Source organism: Streptomyces sp. NPDC045470 (assembly GCF_040646595.1).
Lineage (GTDB): Bacteria > Actinomycetota > Actinomycetes > Streptomycetales > Streptomycetaceae > Streptomyces.
Genome location: NZ_JBEZAN010000001.1, coordinates 857,383 through 874,477, shown reverse-complemented (window position 1 = coordinate 874,477; position 17,095 = coordinate 857,383). Strand labels below are relative to the sequence as shown.

At 71.8% G+C, this 17,095-nt stretch carries 16 protein-coding genes; 4 read left to right on the top strand and 12 right to left on the bottom strand.

The genetic code is table 11. From position 1 onward, the window contains the following. The first annotated feature begins 230 nt into the window (after positions 1 to 230). Positions 231 to 515, top strand: coding sequence for an antibiotic biosynthesis monooxygenase family protein (locus AB0A97_RS03845; protein ID WP_361143980.1), 285 nt, complete (start codon positions 231 to 233; stop codon positions 513 to 515). A gap of 99 nt (positions 516 to 614) precedes the next feature. Here AB0A97_RS03845 and AB0A97_RS03840 read toward each other — a convergent pair whose 3' ends face one another. After that, complete coding sequence (locus AB0A97_RS03840; protein ID WP_361143977.1) at positions 615 to 2,864, bottom strand: VCBS repeat-containing protein; 2,250 nt, start codon at positions 2,862 to 2,864, stop codon at positions 615 to 617. 239 nt (positions 2,865 to 3,103) lie between these two features. Between AB0A97_RS03840 and AB0A97_RS03835 the strand changes: the two genes are divergently transcribed. Further along, the gene (locus tag AB0A97_RS03835; protein ID WP_361143974.1) at positions 3,104 to 3,754 is read left to right on the top strand and encodes a hypothetical protein; all 651 of its coding nucleotides are present in this window, start codon (positions 3,104 to 3,106) and stop codon (positions 3,752 to 3,754) included. An 89-nt stretch (positions 3,755 to 3,843) separates the two neighbouring features. Here AB0A97_RS03835 and AB0A97_RS03830 read toward each other — a convergent pair whose 3' ends face one another. From AB0A97_RS03830 to AB0A97_RS03815, 4 genes are all read right to left on the bottom strand, one after another. Beyond that, positions 3,844 to 6,111: a VCBS repeat-containing protein gene (locus tag AB0A97_RS03830; protein WP_361143971.1), complete on the bottom strand. Its 2,268-nt coding sequence runs from the start codon at positions 6,109 to 6,111 to the stop codon at positions 3,844 to 3,846. A 126-nt stretch (positions 6,112 to 6,237) separates the two neighbouring features. Continuing rightward, positions 6,238 to 6,432, bottom strand: coding sequence for a DUF397 domain-containing protein (locus tag AB0A97_RS03825; protein ID WP_361145239.1), 195 nt, complete (start codon positions 6,430 to 6,432; stop codon positions 6,238 to 6,240). A 5-nt stretch (positions 6,433 to 6,437) separates the two neighbouring features. After that, positions 6,438 to 6,623, bottom strand: coding sequence for a DUF397 domain-containing protein (locus AB0A97_RS03820; protein WP_361143969.1), 186 nt, complete (start codon positions 6,621 to 6,623; stop codon positions 6,438 to 6,440). Between the two features lie 3 nt (positions 6,624 to 6,626). After that, a complete protein-coding gene (locus AB0A97_RS03815) occupies positions 6,627 to 7,481 on the bottom strand; it encodes a helix-turn-helix transcriptional regulator (protein WP_361143966.1) in 855 nt (284 codons plus the stop codon). Positions 7,482 to 7,675: 194 nt separating this feature from the next. On the opposite strand from AB0A97_RS03815, the gene AB0A97_RS03810 reads away from it, so the two are divergent. Then, positions 7,676 to 8,143 carry an ATP-binding protein gene (locus AB0A97_RS03810; RefSeq protein ID WP_361143963.1) on the top strand — a complete coding sequence of 156 codons (468 nt, stop codon included), beginning with the start codon at positions 7,676 to 7,678 and terminating at the stop codon, positions 8,141 to 8,143. Here the strand turns inward: AB0A97_RS03810 and AB0A97_RS03805 are convergent. The 3 genes from AB0A97_RS03805 to AB0A97_RS03795 form a co-directional block, all read right to left on the bottom strand. Beyond that, on the bottom strand, positions 8,085 to 8,756 hold the full coding sequence (locus tag AB0A97_RS03805; RefSeq protein ID WP_361143961.1) for a protocatechuate 3,4-dioxygenase subunit beta: 672 nt from the start codon (positions 8,754 to 8,756) through the stop codon (positions 8,085 to 8,087). The genes AB0A97_RS03810 and AB0A97_RS03805 overlap by 59 nt on opposite strands. 837 nt (positions 8,757 to 9,593) lie before the next feature. Further along, entirely contained in the window at positions 9,594 to 9,758 is a 165-nt protein-coding gene (locus tag AB0A97_RS03800; RefSeq protein WP_361143958.1) for a hypothetical protein, read from the bottom strand. A gap of 119 nt (positions 9,759 to 9,877) precedes the next feature. Next, positions 9,878 to 11,851, bottom strand: coding sequence for an APC family permease (locus AB0A97_RS03795; RefSeq protein WP_361143956.1), 1,974 nt, complete (start codon positions 11,849 to 11,851; stop codon positions 9,878 to 9,880). Between the two features lie 336 nt (positions 11,852 to 12,187). On the opposite strand from AB0A97_RS03795, the gene AB0A97_RS03790 reads away from it, so the two are divergent. Beyond that, positions 12,188 to 12,748, top strand: coding sequence for a hypothetical protein (locus AB0A97_RS03790; protein ID WP_361143954.1), 561 nt, complete (start codon positions 12,188 to 12,190; stop codon positions 12,746 to 12,748). Positions 12,749 to 12,775: 27 nt separating this feature from the next. Here AB0A97_RS03790 and AB0A97_RS03785 read toward each other — a convergent pair whose 3' ends face one another. The 4 genes from AB0A97_RS03785 to nirB form a co-directional block, all read right to left on the bottom strand. Continuing rightward, positions 12,776 to 12,988, bottom strand: a complete 213-nt coding sequence (locus AB0A97_RS03785; RefSeq protein ID WP_361145236.1) for a DUF1737 domain-containing protein — start codon at positions 12,986 to 12,988, stop codon at positions 12,776 to 12,778. Between the two features lie 32 nt (positions 12,989 to 13,020). Continuing rightward, entirely contained in the window at positions 13,021 to 13,959 is a 939-nt protein-coding gene (locus AB0A97_RS03780) for an oxidoreductase (protein WP_361143952.1), read from the bottom strand. 153 nt (positions 13,960 to 14,112) lie between these two features. Continuing rightward, positions 14,113 to 14,472, bottom strand: a complete 360-nt coding sequence (gene nirD / locus AB0A97_RS03775) for a nitrite reductase small subunit NirD (RefSeq protein ID WP_361143949.1) — start codon at positions 14,470 to 14,472, stop codon at positions 14,113 to 14,115. Beyond that, entirely contained in the window at positions 14,469 to 17,093 is a 2,625-nt protein-coding gene (gene nirB, locus AB0A97_RS03770; RefSeq protein WP_361143947.1) for a nitrite reductase large subunit NirB, read from the bottom strand. Before nirB ends, nirD begins: the two co-directional genes overlap by 4 nt. Positions 17,094 to 17,095: the final 2 nt, after the last annotated feature.

The following is a 17,095-nucleotide window of genomic DNA, read 5'->3' as shown; positions in this document are numbered from 1 at the left end:
GCGAGCGCCTACTTTGCCGTACCACCGTGAAGAACGCATGGCACCTGCGCGAAAACGGCCGGGGGGTGTCGGTGTCGTCGCGCGTGTCCGCGCAGCTCAGACCGACCCCGGGCCGATTGTCAGACCCCTCGTGCATGATTCGCTACAAGGCATTCACTGTCCGACTGTCCGACTGCCCTTCTGCTCGCCCGCTCGTCGCTCGTCCGTCCGCTCGTCCGAAGGAGACGCCCATGATCATCGTGTCCGGCACGCTCCACGTCGCCCCTGACGCCCGTGAGGCGTACCTGGCCGACTGCGACGCGGTGACCGAACAGGCCAGAAAGGCCCCCGGCTGCCTGGACTTCACCCTCACGGCCGACCGCCTGGACCCCGGCCGCGTCAACGTCTACGAACGCTGGGGGTCCGACGCCGAGCTGGCCGCGTTCCGCGGCAGCGGACCGGAGGCCGGGCGGACGACGGCCGTCCTGGACGCGGAGATACGGAAGTACCGGATATCCGGCGTCGAGGCGGCCTGAACGGAACAGGGCCGGGACCAGTCACCCATGATCTGAGTGCTCCTGGCCCCGGCCCCGGTGGGCGGGTGCGCCCGGCGTCGTCGCCGTCGGTGTGGCCCGTCAGACGATGGTCTCGTACGACGGAGTCCTGATGCCGGTCACCTCGCGTGGGGCGAACGGTGCCCGCCAGTTGCCCGTGCCGTGGTAGACGTACGAGCTGCCGTCCGGCGTGGAGACGAGCAGGTCGGCGCGGCCGTCGGCGTCGGAGTCGCCGATGCCGACGAGTTGGCGGTAGCCGCCCCAGCCGGCGCCGATCTTCACGCGTCCGTCGAGGGTGCCGTCCCCCTTGCCCAGGAACAGCCACAGGACACCGGAACGGTCGCGGGCGACCAGGTCGCCGGCGGAGGCCCCGGCCACGTCGCCGACGGCGGTGATGCTGTCGTAACTGCCCCAGCCGGCGCCGATCTTCTTGCGCGGGGCGAAGGGTGCCCGCCAGTTGCCGGTGCCCTCGTAGAGCCAGAGCACGCCGGAGCGGTCCCGGGCCAGCAGGTCGCCGCGGCCGTCGCCGTTCAGGTCGCTGCCGCCGGTGAACGCGTCGTACGCGTTCCAGCCGGCGCCGATCTTCAGCCGCCTGTCGAACGTTCCGTCGCCCTTGCCGAGATACAGCCACAGCACACCTGCGGAGTCCCGCGCCACCACGTCACCGGCGGAGGCGCCGGCCACGTTACCGACTGCGACGACCTGGTCGTAGATGTTCCAGCCCCAGCCGGCCGACTTCGACCACGTGCCCTCAAGATGCGGCGTGTTCCGCGCGTCGTGGTACGTGTCCTGGAGCGACAGGTTGCCCGCCGAGTCACGGAACAGCACGTCCGGCGAACCATTGTCGGTGTAGTCGTGCGGGGCGGACTGGCGGCGGACGGTGAACTTGCCTTCCACGTTCAGGTCGGGGCCGATTTCGTTGTTGGGTTCGGCGGTGAGCTTCCAGGTGTAGTCACCGTTGGGAGCGGCCATGGCCTCACCGCCGGAGTCGAGCAGACCGTCCCACTGCATGTTCAGCCACTGCGGCCCCGGCTTCCGCTCGTCCCGGAACCAATCGATGGTGCCTTCCTTGCCCGAGGCGGTGTGGCGCAGCGTGAGGGTCACATGGGCGTTGAGCCGCGAAAGCTGCCAGCGCGGCTCCCAGCGGCCACGGCCCAGTTCGGCGACGGCGGGTACGGCAGCCGCGAGGAGGGTGATCTTGGTCGGTTCGCCGGTGCCGGCGACGAGCCGGGTGACGGGCGCGCCGTCTGCCCCGGGGGAGACCCGGTAGAGGCCCTCGCCCTGGTCGACGGAGCCGCCCATCACCAGCAGGTCGCCCTCGGGCGTGGGTGTCGAGGAGGTGGCGTGGTCCAGCACCTTGCGTTCCATGGCGAAGGAGCCGCCGACGAAGTTGGCGCGGAAGGCCGAGGACCACGCGGAGTGCCCTTCCGACACCTTGTCCGTGTTCCCGTGCAGCACCCAGTTGCCGACCAGGCCGACCATGGTGCTGTAGACGCCGGACTGTTCCGCGCTCCACGGCTGCCGTTCCGGCCCGCGCTTCGAGACGGCGAGGGTCACACGCCGGGCACCCTGGTAGAGAGAGCCGAGCGATGCCATGTGTGTCGGGGACAGGGCGGCACCGGCCCAGTCGTCGGTCATCAGCCCGCCGTGGTCGCTGACCATCGCAGCGGCCAGGTCGATCACCGCGTAGTCGTTGGTCTTGAAAGGGGAGTGGTCCGACATCCCGGACGTGAACCGCACCAGGGCCGAGCCCGGCGTCCCGGCGACCGCGGTGAACTTCCGTGTCTTCTCCGGCAGCCCGGCGATCTTCCGGTCGGTGAGCTTGTCGTCCACGAGCCCGAGGACGTGGGCTTCCTGGCGGCCCTCCAGGTTCTTGACCGCGATCACCCAGGGCCCGACCGTGCCTTCGTACGTGTAGCCGTACGTGCCGAGGTCCACGAGGGTGGACGAACCCGAGCCCATGTCCCGCAGGGTGATCTTGCGGGACGCGGAGATGGTGGTGTCGTCGCCGACCGCCACCACGTCGGACGCGGAACCGTGCGCGATGCCCTGCGTGTACTGGCCGCTGTCCTGGCCCACCTCGGTCGTCGTCCCGTCCGCGTAACGCGTCCAGCGGAGAGTGTTCTTCGGGTCGACGGAGAGGAATCCGGTGGTGCCGGCACTCACGATCTCCGACCCCGGCGTGATCTTCAGAACGGGCTTCGCGGGGGCGGCGGCAGCGGGGGACGCGAGCGACCCGCCGCTCACCGCGAGCCCGAGCGCGACGGCTCCGCCCAGAACCCGCCGGAACGGCCGGGCCCGTCTCGGCCCCGGCGCGAATGAACGTTTCAATGTGCCCTCCAGGCAAGGCGTGGCGCGGTGCGCCACGCATGTGCGACGGAGGGCAGGAAGAGGCCATTCCTCTCCCGACCGACTGAATGTACGAGCCCCCCAAGTTCCGGCAAATCCTAACAACCGGGAGGTCAGAGACTTACGGGGCGTGGGGAGCGGAGGGCTGGCAAGGGCATGGGGCCGCCGGGCACCAGCAAAAAAGGGGGCGCCCCGGCCGACGGGCCGCCGAGAATGAATGGGTGCTGATCATTGATGCCGTCATGGAAACCTACGACGCCGTGGACTTCGCCCGGTGGCCTGCCGCCGCGCCGAGCGAGGACCGACTTCTGGTGCTGTCCGGTGAGATGTCACTTCGGCAAGTCGGTACGGCGATGGCCGTCCTGACCAGCGGCCACGACGACGGCCACGAGGCCCCGGCTTCGGCCGCAGGCGCAGCGGCACCGGCGCCGGCCGCTGGGGCCGAGGCCGTGACCCGGCGCTTGGAGCACCTGCTGAGCCTCGACCTCGCGACAGCGCCGGGCGGCATCCGCCTGAAGGACACCGCAACCGGCACCGTGATCGCCCCGGGCTGCTGCTGCGGTCTGGAGGACTGGCGCGATTGGTACGGCCTCCTGAACGGCGACGACCTCTGGCTCGGCCACGATCCCACCGCGCACGTCGAGCACGAGGGGGCGCTCGTAAAGGTCTGGCCCGATACGGAGGCTTCGGCGAGCGGCCCCGTCGAGCTTCCCCTGGACGCATTGCCGACCCTTCTCCGAACCGTGCACGACGACCTCAGGGGCTTCCTCACCCTCGCCGATCAGTGGGTCCAGGGTCACGCGCCCGCGCTGGCCCCCGCCGTCGTCGCCAAGCTTCACGAGGACTTGTGCGGTGGAGCTCGGACCACGTGAACGCGACGGGGCCGGGAGCGGGTTGTCATGAGGTGAGCGACCCGATCCCGGCCCCGATGGGCACGTGGGCGCCCGTCGCCGTCCTGCCGTCAGGCGATGGTCTCGTGCGCGGGTGCGTTGATGCCGGTCAGCTCGCGTGGGGCGAACGGTGCCCGCCAGTTGCCCGTGCCGTGGTAGACGTACGAGCTGCCGTCCGGCGTGGAGACGAGCAGGTCGGCGCGGCCGTCGGCGTCGGAGTCGCCGATGCCGACGAGTTGGCGGTAGCCGCCCCAGCCGGCGCCGATCTTCACGCGTCCGTCGAGGGTGCCGTCCCCCTTGCCCAGGAACAGCCACAGGACACCGGAACGGTCGCGGGCGACCAGGTCGCCGGCGGAGGCCCCGGCCACGTCGCCGACGGCGGTGATGCTGTCGTAACTGCCCCAGCCGGCGCCGATCTTCTTGCGCGGGGCGAAGGGTGCCCGCCAGTTGCCGGTGCCCTCGTAGAGCCAGAGCACGCCGGAGCGGTCCCGGGCCAGCAGGTCGCCGCGGCCGTCACCGTTCAGGTCGCTGCCGCCGGTGAACGCGTCGTACGCGTTCCAGCCGGCGCCGATCTTCAGCGGTTTGTCGAAGGTGCCGTCGCCCTTGCCGAGGTAGAGCCACAGGACGCCGGAGCGGTCGCGGGCCACCACGTCACCGGCGGAGGCGCCGGCCACGTCGCCGACGGCGACGACCTGGTCGTAGATGTTCCAGCCCCCGCCGACCACCATGCGGCGGGCGCTGTGGAACTGCGGGTTCAGCGGATCGTGGGCGGTGTCTTCGAGCGACAGGTTGCCCGCCCGGTCACGCACGAGCACGTCCGGCGAACCGTTGTCGGTGTAGTCGTGCGGGGCGGGCTTGCGCTCGACCGTGAAGGAGCCCTTCTGGTGGAGGGCGGGGCCGATGCCGTTACGGGGTTGGGCGGTCAGTTCCCAGGTGTAGCCGCCGTTGGGCGCTGCCTCGTCCCGGACGCCCACGGTGACCAGGCCGTTCCAGTCCAGATCCACCCAGCCGTCACCGTTGTTGTCCGGCAGGTCCGGGTTCAGGTGGGACACGCTCTGCTTGCCGGAGGCGACGTGGCGCAGGGTGACGGTCATGCTGACGTTGCGCCGGGACAGGTGCCAGCGCGGGTGCCAGGGCCGCTGGTCGAGCTGGGCCGTGCCCGGTGCGTCGGCGCCCAGCAGGGTGACCTTGGTGGGCTGCCCGGTGCCCGCGACCAGTTCCGCGGTCGGCGCCTCGCCACCGGCCTTCGCGGAGATCCGGTAGAGCCCCTCGCCCTGGGCCACGGTGCCGCCCATCGCCAGCAGGGTGCCGTCCGGGGCGGGCGTGGTGGACGTGACGTGGTCCATCACCTTGCGGGCGGTGCCACCGCCGACCGGGACCGCCTTGAGGGCCGCTTCATCCGGCGCGGACCCCTCCGTGAGCTTCTGCCGGTTCCCGTACAGCACCCAGTCGCCGGTCAGGCCCAGGGTCGGGCGGCGGACGCCGTCCAGGCGCGTGGACGTCGTCTTCGGCGTGGAGGCGCCGCCCAGCTCGACGGTCTTCAGATAGTTTTCCTCGCCGCCGCGGATCTCCGTCCCGATGGAGGCCATGTGGGTGCTCGACAAGGCCGCGGCCTCGGTGCTGGGGCCCAGCATGTTGCGGCCCGAGACGATGTGGGCGGTGGCCAGGTCGACGGTCGAGTAGGCGAGGGCCGTCGTGTCGGGGACACCCACGTCGTACCGCAGCAGTGCCTTTCCGGGAGCCCCCGCCGCCAGCCGGAACCTACCGAACCTGGGGCTCAGTTCGGTGACGGCCCGGTCGGTCAGCTCCTCGCCCTGGAACTCCAGGATGTGGACCGCTTCGCCGCCGTCGGCTGTCTTCTCGGCGGCGAGCACCCGGCCCTCGACGGTGCCGAGGTAGCGGTACCCGTACTTCTTCAGGTCGACGAGGGTGGTGGCCCCGGTGACCATGTTCCGCAGCGTGATCTTGGTCGAGGCGCCGACGAAGGTGTTGTTGCCGAGCGCCACGACGTCGGACACGGAGCCGTGCGCCGTCGTGTGCGTGAACTGGCCGTAATCCCGGGCCAGTGTGGTCGTACGGCCCAGATGGTCCGTCCACACCACGTTGTTCTGCGGGTCCACGGACAGGAACCCGGTACGGCCCGCACTGACGATCTCGGACCCCGGCGCGATCTTCAGCGCCACGTCCTGCACGTAGTCCCAGGTGGGAGCCTCCGGCTCCACGGGCGCGGCCACAGCGGGAGACGCGAGCGTCCCGCCGGTCACCGCGAGGCCGAGCGCGACGGCTCCGCCCAGTATCCGCCGGGACCGTCTCGGCGCCGGCGCGGTGGAACGTTTCAAGTGCCCTCCTGGCGATGTGCGGCACGGAGCGCCGCGTGCGGCGGAGGGCAGGGAGAGGTCACACGCCTCCCGACCGACGAAATGTACGAGCCCCCCAAGGTCCGGCAAATCCTAACAATGGTGAGGTCAGGCGGTTACGGGATTTTGCCCGGTGGGGGTGTGGAGCGTGGTGAGGAACGCCGTCCAGGCGGTGGGGGGGACGTGGAGTGTGGGGCCGGTGGGGCGCTTGGAGTCGCGTATGGCGACTAGGTGGGGGCGGTTGGTGGCTACTTCGACGCACTCGTGCTCGGGATTGCTGTAGCTGGACTTGTGGTACGACATGGGGCTCACGGGTGGCTGCTCTGAAGTGCGGCGAGGAAGGCCGTCCACGCGGTGGGGCTGACGTGGAGGGTGGGGCCGTCGGTGCGCTTGGAGTCGCGTATGGCGATGGTGTGCAAGAGGTTGCAGGCCACCTCCACGCACTCGTGGTCGGGGTCGCTGTGGGTGGACTTGCGGTAGTTGAACTCCGGCATGAATCACAGTTCCTTGCTGAGGCTGCGGATGAACGTCCGAGATGCGGGCTCGTCCAGGGCTTCCCCTGCGATTCTCTCGAACATTTCGTCATGTTCCGTAGCCTCGTCCCCTCCTTCGATCCAGACCTGCGTGCGGGGGATCTCGATGTACACGACGTCCATGGCGCCGGGGTCGGTGAAGGAGAGGACGTTGTATGCGCACCCGATGCCCACCTGCGCCCCCGCGCTGAAGGGCAGGATGCGGACCGATACGTTCGTCCTCTCGGAGGCCAGTGCCAGATGCGCGAGCTGCTGGCGCATCACGGCTGCGCCGCCGATCAGGTTGCGGAGGGCCGCCTCGTAGACCACCGCGTGAAGACGTAGAGGGGATTCGCCGTCGAGGCGCCGCTGGCGGGCCAGACGTGCACCTACGAAGTCGTGGTCGGGCTTCAGTGCGCGGATGTACGCCTCACATTGCAGCAGGCCGGGTACGTAGGCCACCTGCCAGGTCTTGATGGCGGTCGCGACACTCTCCAAGGTCACGTACTCCTTCATCGCGCCGAGCCCCGGAAACTCGCTCCACCACCCCTTCGCCTTCCGCCGTTCCCGGTCCACGCGGGCCAGTTCCAGCAGCCCGCCCACCGTTGCCGGGTCGCTCACCTCGTACAGCTCGCACAGGATGCGGATGTCCGGGTCGCGCATCGGGACCCAGCCGCTCTCCATCCTGGCGACCTTGCCGGTTGACGCGCTGATGACCTCGGCTGCTTGGCCTTGTGTGAGGCCGGCGGCGAGACGGTGCTTGGTGAGTTCGCCGCCGAGGCGGCGGCCCAGCACGGTCGACATGCGATTGCCCTGTGGCGTCTGGCCTGTACGTTCCATGTCGCTCACCTTCGCTCGTGGGGGAGCGGTCTGGGTGCGAGATGGCGGCTCGCAACCCTCACGGGTGAAATTTGCACCGCTCGATTGTGGGTGACGCCGTCGCGCCCCTACCTTCCGTAACGAACGAACTGCTCGCGCGGCCGCATCAGTTGGCGCAAGGGTGCGCGCTGCTCGTAACCCGGAGGTGGCCGTCGATGATCTCTCCGCATGACCCCACAGAAGTCGTCCTCCACGAGGACCTGCTCGACTACTCGCCGTTCCCCAAGAGTGTGCGGCTCGCGCGGTACCGGATGGCCCGGCTGCTGTGGGAGTGGGGGTACGGGCACCTCGTGGACGACGCCGAGTTGCTGGTGTCCGAGCTGCTGACGAACGCGATCACGCACGGCCGGGTGCCCGGGCGGCTCGTGCGCGTGCACCTGACGGTGGGCAAGGAGGTGCTACGGCTGGCGGTCAGTGATGCGCGCGGGGAAGCGTGGCCGCACGTACGGGGACCGGGGGACGACAGTCCCGGCGGGCTCGGGCTGGTGCTCGAGCAGGAGGTGGCCGTGCGGTGGGGTGTGCGGGAGCGGCAGGACGGCAAGACGGTGTGGTGCGAGCTGGACGTCAGGCGGGAGCGACCGTCGGTGAGGGGCCGCCGAGAACGATGTTCCAGTGGTAGGTGAGGGACGGCGGGCGGCCCGGGAGCAGGGGAGCGGGGGTGCAGGTGGCGACCAGGCTTCGGCGGGCTGCGGCGCTCGGGGCCGCGTGGAGTACTGAGTCGTGGGCCAGGAGCGGGTCGCCCTCGAAGTACATCTGGGTGACCAGGCGTTGGGTGAACGCGCGGCCAAAGACGGAGAAGTGCAGGTGGGCGGCGCGCCAGGCGTGGTCGGGGGTGCCGAGCGGGTACGGGCCCGGCTTGATCGTGGTGAAGGCGTAGCGGCCCTCGGCGTCGGTCAGGGCGCGGCCCGCGCCGGTGAAGTGGGGGTCCAGCGGGGCGTCGTGCCGGTCGCCCTGGTGCGCGTAGCGGCCGGCGGCGTTGGCCTGCCAGAGTTCGAGGAGCTGGTGGGGGACCGGGTGGCCCCGGTGGTCCAGGAGGCGGCCGGTGACGGTGATGCGTTCACCGATGGGGGTGCCCGGGTGGTGGCGGGTGAGGTCGCTGTCGAGAGGCGTCACATCGGTGTGGCCGAAGACCGGCCCGTACAGCTCGGCGCTTTCCGGGCCGGCGGGGAGAAGGAACGGCGGCCGGGTGGGCTGGCGTAGGGGTAAGCCTCGGTACAGGGGCGGTGAGGTCGGCATAGGGTCGTTGTCGCACGTGGCGGCGGGGTGGGCAAGGTCGGGAACCGGCCCGGGGCGACAGACGGGCGCGCGGTCCGGGGCGACGTGTGCGCCCGCGTCAATGCGGCGTGCGGTGGGCGTTGTCCAGATCGACTGTGTCCACGCGGGTGCCCGCTGAACGCTTCCGGCCGGTGGCATGTGCGGGCGTCCGATGCCTCGGGTACGGGCATGCCCAGAGAAGCCGTCCCACCAGGAGAAAGGCGCAGCCTTGCACCCCAACACCCTGGACACCTTCGTCGCCTCCGTGAAGCACCGGCGCGAGCTGATGGTCATCCACCGGGTCACCGGCGGATACCACCTACAACGGTGACCTCCAGATCGAGACCGACCCCGTGGAGAACATCGACAACAAGCGGCACCTGTGGGTGGTCCACCCGGTGGGCTACTACAAGAACAACACGGCCCACAGCTTCGAGAACGGGCGGGAGGGCAAGCGGCCGGCGGTCAACCCGGGCAACCTCCGGGACGGCATGCGCTTCGCGGACCCCCGGGACCCCCAAGGCCCCGAACAACAAGGAGACGGAGGCGCAGCGGTTCTACGTGCTGCCGATGTGCGACGGCGGCTACTCCATCGTGCCGTTCCTCGGCTCCGACCTGGCGCTGATGCCGACGGGGAACCCGCCCGGCCCCGGCTGCGACCGGCCGCTGCCCCACTGGGGCGGACAGTCCTCGGACAACGGCGCGCACGACTTCGTCCGGGCGCCGGACCAGCCCGAGCGGGAGGACCCGACGGAGCAGGACCTCCAGCCGCCCGGTTCCGGGAAGCGGGGCGCGGCGTCGGGCCGTGAGGGCGGATCGCTACGGGCGCCGGGACCGCCACACCACGGTCACGGTGAGGATCGCGCTGCATGTCGAGAAGGCGCCGAGGCCGATGCCCCACCCGTCGCCGCGCCAGAGACCGATGGCCGTCACGGCGAGCGCGCAGAGCAGCGAGAGGATGGCGAGTACGCGTCCGAGAAGCATGAACAACGGATCCTGACAGCAGGGCTCGGTGGTGCCCCACCGGTTTCCGGCCCCGCGACCCTGACAGCGATACCAGCCCGCCACCTGTGCCCCACCCTGCCTGCCCCACCCCCGCTCGGCTATGCCGACAACCGGAACCGCAGTCGGCAGATCGTCGCGTCCGTCGTGCGGCGCACCGCGTGGGCGACGACCGCGCCGCGCTGGTTCTGGAGGAGGCGTTGCCACAGGTGGGCCGGTTCGACCTCGGGGATCAGGACGGTGACCCGGGTACGGGGGTGCCGGTCGGCGAGTTCGCGTACGTACGCGGCGATCGGGCGGCCGACCGTGCGGGTGGCGGAGGGCAGTTCGAGGAGGTCGACGCCGGGGCTCCACAGTTCCCAGTCGCGGCGCAGGGACTCCGCCGCGCGGCGGTCCTCGGGAGCGGCGTACGTGACGGTGACGGCCACCACCTCGTCACCGAGCGAGACGGCGGCGTTCAATGCCTCGCAGGTGAGCTTGGAGAGGTGGGAGACGGGGACGACGACGAGGGAGCGGTCGCGGTGCGGCGGTTCGGGGATGCGGCCCAGGTGCAGGCGGTCCGCGATCCTGCCGTACGCCCGGTGCACGGCCTCGAAGGCGAGGACGAGCAGCGGCAGCGCGACGACGATGAGCCAGGCGCCCTCGGTGAACTTCGTCGCGGTGACGACGACGGCCGAGACGCCGGTCAGCAGCGCGCCGAAGCCGTTGAGCGCGGCCTTGCCGCGCCAGCCGGGGGAACGTTCCTGCCGCCAGTGGCGGACCATGCCGACCTGGCAGATGGTGAAACCGGCGAAGACACCGATGGCGAAGAGCGGCACGAGGGTGTTCACGTCGCCGCCGGAGAAGCCGAGGAGCAGGGCGGCGACGGCGGCCAGCGCGAGGACACCGTGCCGGTGCACCTGCCGGTCGGCCTTGAGGCCGAAGACGTGCGGCAGGTAGTTGTCGCGGGCCAGCAGGCCCATCAGCACCGGCAGTCCGCCGAAACTGGTGTTGGCGGCGAGGGCGAGCAGCACCATCGTGGCGAACTGCACGACGTAGAAAGCCCAGTTGTGGCCGAGCGACGCGTCCGCGAGCTGCGCGAGGACGGTGACGCCTTCGACCGGCTGGAGGTGGAAGCGCCCGATGAGCACCGACAGGCCGATCAGCATCACGCCGAGCAGGGCGCCCAGGGCGACCTCGGTGCGCTGCGCGCGCTTGGCGGCGGGCGCGCGGAAGGACGGTACGGCGTTGGCGACGGCCTCGACGCCGGTCAGGGCCGAACAGCCGGCGGCGAACGCCTTCAGGAGGAGCAGCGCGCCGACCGAGGTCGCGTTGTCCGCCAGGACCGAGGCGTGGCCGTCGGCCGACGCGGTGGAGACGGGCGCGTCCCGGAACAGGCCGACCGTGACGACGGTGAGGATCGACCCCACGAAGACGGCGGTGGGAAGGAGGAAGGCTTTCGCCGAGTCGGCGATGCCGCGCAGGTTCACTCCGGTCACCAGGACGAGCACACCGAGGCACAGCCACAGCCGTTCACCGTAGAGGGCGGGGAACGCGGAGGTGAGCGCGGCGACGCCGGCCGTCACCGACACGGCGACGTTCAGCACGTAGTCGAGGAGGAGGGAGGCCGCGGCGGCCAGGGCCGTACGGCGCCCGAGGTGTGCCCTGGCGACGGCGTACGAACCGCCGCCGTTCGGGAAGGCCGCGATCACCTGCCGGTACGAGGCGACCAGGACGGCGAGCAGGGCGGCGATGCAGAGGGTCACCGGGAGGGTGAAGCCGAGGCCGTACGCACCGGCGGCGGCCAGGATCAGGACGATGGACTCGGGCCCGTACGCGACGGAGGCCATCGCGTCGAGGGAGAGGGCGGCGAGGCCCTGGACGGAGGTCAGACGATGGCGGGCGTCCGGGTCGGGGGCGGCGGCAGGGGCGGCAGCGGAGCCGGAGCCGGGAGCGGGACCGGCGGGGGACGGGCCGGAGGAGGAATGGGTGGGAGGGGATGCGGCCGGGCCGGTTGCCCGGCTGGCGGTCGGGCTCGCGGTCCGGTCCGTGGTCCGGCTCGCGGTCCCACCCGTGGGTTTCCACACCATCGACATCGTTCGCCGTACCTCCGTGCGCTGCGGGAAGAGAACCCCGGTGACGGGGCCAGCCCAGCGTGAGTGCCGGTTCGTACGGGCGCGCCGGTTCTTGGCGTGGCTTTGGCGGGTGATCCGGCCTTCTTCACGCCTTCTTGATGCCCGGCGGGGACGTACCGATGCGGACGGGTGGCCGGGGCACCGGGTGGTACGGGCACCGGTACGCGGCGGTGTACGGCGGGGCCGCGTTGTCAGCGGTGCGTCAAGCGGCCGCGACGCGCCGTCAGTGTCGCGTCAAGGTCCCGGCGACGTGCGCGCCACGGTCCTACCGTCACGGTCATGGAACGGAGAGGCGGTGTGACGCGCGATGGACGGCATACGCGAAGGAGGTACGCCCTTCCACCCCCGGTGCACGGCCCGGCGGCGTACCGCGACCGCCGGTGGACGGCCGAACTGCGCACGACGGCCTGCTGCACGGCCGGCGTCCTGTGCCTCATGCTCGGCGTCGACCTCGCCTGCCGCACCCTCGACCCGCTGCGCGCCGCCTGCTGGACGGCCCTCGCGGTGGTGCTCTTCGCGGCGCTCTTCCCGGCACGGGTGACGGCCGGCGCGGGGTGGCTCGCCGTGCGCGGGCTGCTGTGCGAGCGCCGGGTCCGTACCGACCTGCTGGTCCTCGTCCACCGCAGTGACGGGATGGCGCCCCGGCTGGTGCTGCGCGACGCGGTGGGCGACCGCGTCGAACTGGACCCCAAGGTCCTCACCGCCGACCCGGCTCTGTGGCACCTCCTCGACACCGGCGCCCGGCTGTCCCGGGAACGCGGGCTGCTGCGGTCGGGGAGCGAGGTGCTGCGGGTGCTGGGGGAGCGCGTCGACCGGGACGGCGCCCGGAAGATCTTCGAGGCTTCGGGGCTGGAGTGACCGGCCGCCTACAGGCCGCCGAGGCCGCTACGCCTGCGCCGCCGGGGGCTCCTGCGAGCCGGCTGCCCGGGGCTCCTGTGCCCCGGCCGGCCAGAGCAGCGCCTGGGCGACGATGACGCGTTCGCCGTTGAAGGTCACGGCGGGCCCGCCGTGCAGGGTGTAGCCCAGGGTGAGCATCTCGCTCACCCGGTGGCAGAACGTGGCGTCGTCCGGGCCGGTCAGGACACGGTAGACGGGCATGCCGTCCGGCGGCGTGCCGGGGGAAGAGGCGTTCACGAGGCGGCACCGCCGAAGTCGTACCGTACGCCCGTCAGTTCCTCCGACGCGTCCCACAGCCGCGCCGACGTCTCGTCGTTGCGCGTCCACGGGGCGCGGGGGGACGGCGCGGTCGCGCCGCGCAGGCCGGTGCGGGGGCCGAGGAAGGCGTCCGGCTTCATGTGCGGGGCGGTGGCGGCGCACAGGGTCGGCAGGGCGCCGGACTCGGCGGACTGGCCGACGACGCGATTGGCCAGCGCCACGACGCGCTCGGCGCCCGTACGGCCCTCCATCCGTACGCCGGCGGTCTGCAGGTTGGTGTCGGCGTACCCGGGGTGCGCCGCGACGGCCACCACCTGCGAACCGGCGCGCGCCAGGCGGCGCGACAGCTCGTGGACGAAGAGCAGGTTGGCGCTCTTGGAACGGCCGTAGGCGATCCAGCGGCGGTAGCCGCGCTCGCTGTTGAGGTCGTCCAGGTCGACGTTGCCCAGCACGTGGAAGCCGCTGGAGACGGTGACGACGCGAGCGCCGGGCGTGGCCAGCAGCTTGGGCAGGAGGAGGCCGGTGAGCGCGAAGTGACCGAGGTGGTTGGTCCCGAACTGCATCTCGAAGCCGTCGGCGGTACGGCGGTGCGGGAGCGCCATCACACCGGCGTTGTTGATGAGGAGGTCCAGACGGTCGCCGTCGAAGGTGTCCAGGCCCGCCGCGAAGGCGCGTACGGACGCCAGGTCGGCCAGGTCCAGTTGTCGGAACTCGGCCTCCGCTTCCGGTACTTCGGAGCGCAGCCGGGCGAGCGCGGCGTGCCCGCGTGCCTCGTTGCGGCAGGCCAGTACGGTACGGGCGCCGCGGCGGGCCAGCTCGCGCGCGGTGATGTAGCCGATGCCGCTGTTGGCGCCGGTGACGACGGCCGAGCGGCCCGTCTGGTCGGGGATGTGGCTCGTGGTCCAACGGGTCACGCTTGCTGCGCTCCTTCGTCGGGGCGTCGGGGGCACCAGCGTACGCCCGGTCCGGTGGGGATACTGCCAGGCCGGGCGGGCCGCGACCCCGGCCTCGGGCGGGCCGCGACCTCGCCCCGGCGGTACCGGAGCCGGGACGCGTGCAGAGGGAAGCTAGCTCCCGACCTCCCGCACCCGGTAGACGGGCACCGACACCGCCGGATCGTCCAGGCAGGCGCCCGTCTCCAGGTCGAAGCGCTGCTTGAGGAGGGGCGAGGCGACGAACGGGCGGCCGCCCACGGAGCCGGTCAGGCCGCGGGACAGCACGTACGCGCCCGTGAACGGGTCACGGTTGCCGATGGCGTACGGGCGTCCCGCGCGGTCCATGAACAGCGCCACCTGCCCGCCGTCGGGGAGCAGGGCGGCGACGCCCCGGCCGGGGACGAGGGCGGAGGGGTCGCAGACCGGGAACCAGGTGGGGTCCGATCGCTGTCCCGAGTGCGGCTCCGAGGGGAGTTCGACGGCGAGAGTCATCGGGCGGCGGTCCCTTCCAGGGTGCGGGTGCGGCTGTCGGAAGCAGTGCGGACGGGCAGCGTCGCCCCGGCCAGCAGGGGCAGATCCGGCTTGATCTGGTCGCGCTCCGGGACGAAGCGGACGGCCGGGTCGGGGGCGTCCGGCGCGTTGACGAAGGAGACGAACCGGGCGAGGCGCTCCGGGTCGGCGAGGGTGTCGGCCCACTCGTCGCGGTAGGCCGTCACATGTGCGGCCATCAGCGCCTCCAGCTCGTCGCACAGGCCGAGCGAGTCGTGCACGACCACGTCGCGTACGTGGTCGAGGCCGCCCTCGATGCGCTCCAGCCAGGTGGAGGTGCGCTCCAGGCGGTCGGCGGTGCGGATGTAGAACATCAGGAAGCGGTCGATGAGCCGGACCAGTTCGGCGTCGGACAGGTCCTGGGCGAGCAGGTCGGCGTGGCGCGGGTCGGCGCCGCCGTTGCCGCCGACGTAGAGGTTCCAGCCGTTGGAGGTGGCGATGACGCCGAAGTCCTTGCCGCGCGCCTCGGCGCACTCGCGCGCGCAGCCGGAGACGGCCGACTTGAGTTTGTGCGGTGAGCGCAGGCCCCGGTAGCGCAGCTCCAGGTCGATGGCCATCCGGACGGAGTCCTGGACGCCGTAGCGGCACCAGGTCTGTCCGACGCACGACTTCACGGTGCGCAGCGCCTTCCCGTACGCGTGTCCGGACTCGAACCCGGCGTCGACCAGGCGGGCCCAGATGCGCGGGAGCTGGTCGACGCGGGCGCCGAACAGGTCGATGCGCTGGCCGCCGGTGATCTTCGTGTACAGGCCGAAGTCGCGGGCCACCTCGCCGATGGCGATCAGTTTCTCCGGGGTGATCTCGCCGCCGGGGATGCGCGGGACGACCGAGTAGGAGCCGTTGCGCTGGAGGTTGGCGAGGAAGTGGTCGTTGGTGTCCTGGAGGGCGGACTGCTCGCCGTCCAGGACGTACCCGTCGGCGCCGACGGTGGGGGCCAGGCTCGCGATGATCGACCCCACCGTCGGCTTGCAGACCTCGCAGCCGTCGCCGCCGCGCGCCGCCGCGCGCCCGTGGCCGTCCAGCAGTGCGGCGTACGAGGTGAGGCGGCGGGTGCGGACGATCTCGTACAGCTCGGCGCGGGTGTGCGGGAAGCAGTCGCACAGGCCCTGGTCGACGGTCGCGCCGCCGGCCGTCAGCTCGTCGTTGACCAGGGTGGTCAGCGCCTTGACGCAACTGCCGCAGCCGGTGCCCGCCTTGGTGCACTTCTTCACCTCGGGCACGGTGGTGCAGGAGTGCTCGGAGACGGCGGTGCGGATGGTGCCCTTGGTGACGTTGTGGCAGTTGCAGATCACCGCCTCGTCGGGGAGGGCGGCGGGTCCGAGCGCGGCCGGTGCGCCGGTGCCCGCGGGCACGACGAGCTGCTCCGGGGCGACCGGCGGCACGGTGCCGGTGAGCGGGCGCAGCAGCCCGTACGACTCGGCGTCGCCGACCAGCACACCGCCGAGGAGTTCGCCGTCCGCGCCGACGACCAGCTTCTTGTAGACGCCGGAACGGGAGTCGGCGTACACGACGTCGAGACAGCCCGGCGCGGTGCCGTGCGCGTCCCCGAAGGAGGCCACGTCCACGCCGAGGAGCTTGAGCTTGGTGGAGGTGTCGGCGCCGGTGAAGGCGGGCGCGTCCCGGTCGCCGGCGATCGCGGCCGCCGCCGTCTCCGCCATCTCGTAACCGGGCGCCACCAGGCCGTACACCCTGCCGTCGGCCGCCAGCGCGCACTCGCCGATGGCGTACACGGCCGGGTCGTCGGTACGGCACCGCTCGTCGACGCGGATACCGCCGCGCTCGCCCACCGTCAGCCCGCAGTCGCGGGCGAGCTGGTCGCGCGGGCGCACCCCGGCCGAGAAGACCACCAGGTCGGTCTCGACGCGCGAGCCGTCGGACAGCTCCATGGCCCGTACGGCACCGTCCGCGTCCGCGACGACCTCCTTGCCGCCGACGCCCGTGTGCACGCTCAGGCCCATCTCCTCCACGGTCCGGCGCAGCGCGCTGCCGCCGCCCTCGTCCACCTGGACCGCCATCAGCCGGGGCTGGAACTCCACGATGTGGGTGCGCAGTCCGAGGCCCTTGAGGGCACCGGCCGCCTCCAGGCCGAGCAGGCCGCCGCCGACGACCGTGCCGGTGCGGGAGTTCCTGGCGTACTCCTCGATGGCGAGCAGGTCCTCGACGGTCCGGTAGACGAAGCAGCCGGTGCTGTCCGCGCCGGGCACCGGCGGCACGAAGGGGTACGAGCCGGTGGCCAGGACGAGTGTGTCGTACCGGACCGTCAGGCCGGAACGGGCGGTGACGGTGCGCGCCGCGCGGTCGACGGCGGTGGCCGGGTCGCCGAGGTGCAGTTCGATGCCGTGCCGGGCCATGAAGCCGGGGTCGGTGAGGGACAGGTCGTCCGGCGTGCGGCCGGAGAAGTACGAGGTGAGCTGGACCCGGTCGTAGGCGGGGCGGGGCTCCTCGCACAGCACGACGACCCGGGACCGGCGGGTCACCCCGCGGTCGGCGAGGGCTTCGAGGAACCGCTGGCCGACCATGCCGTGGCCGATGAGCACGAGGGTGGGAACGGCGGTTTCGGCCATGG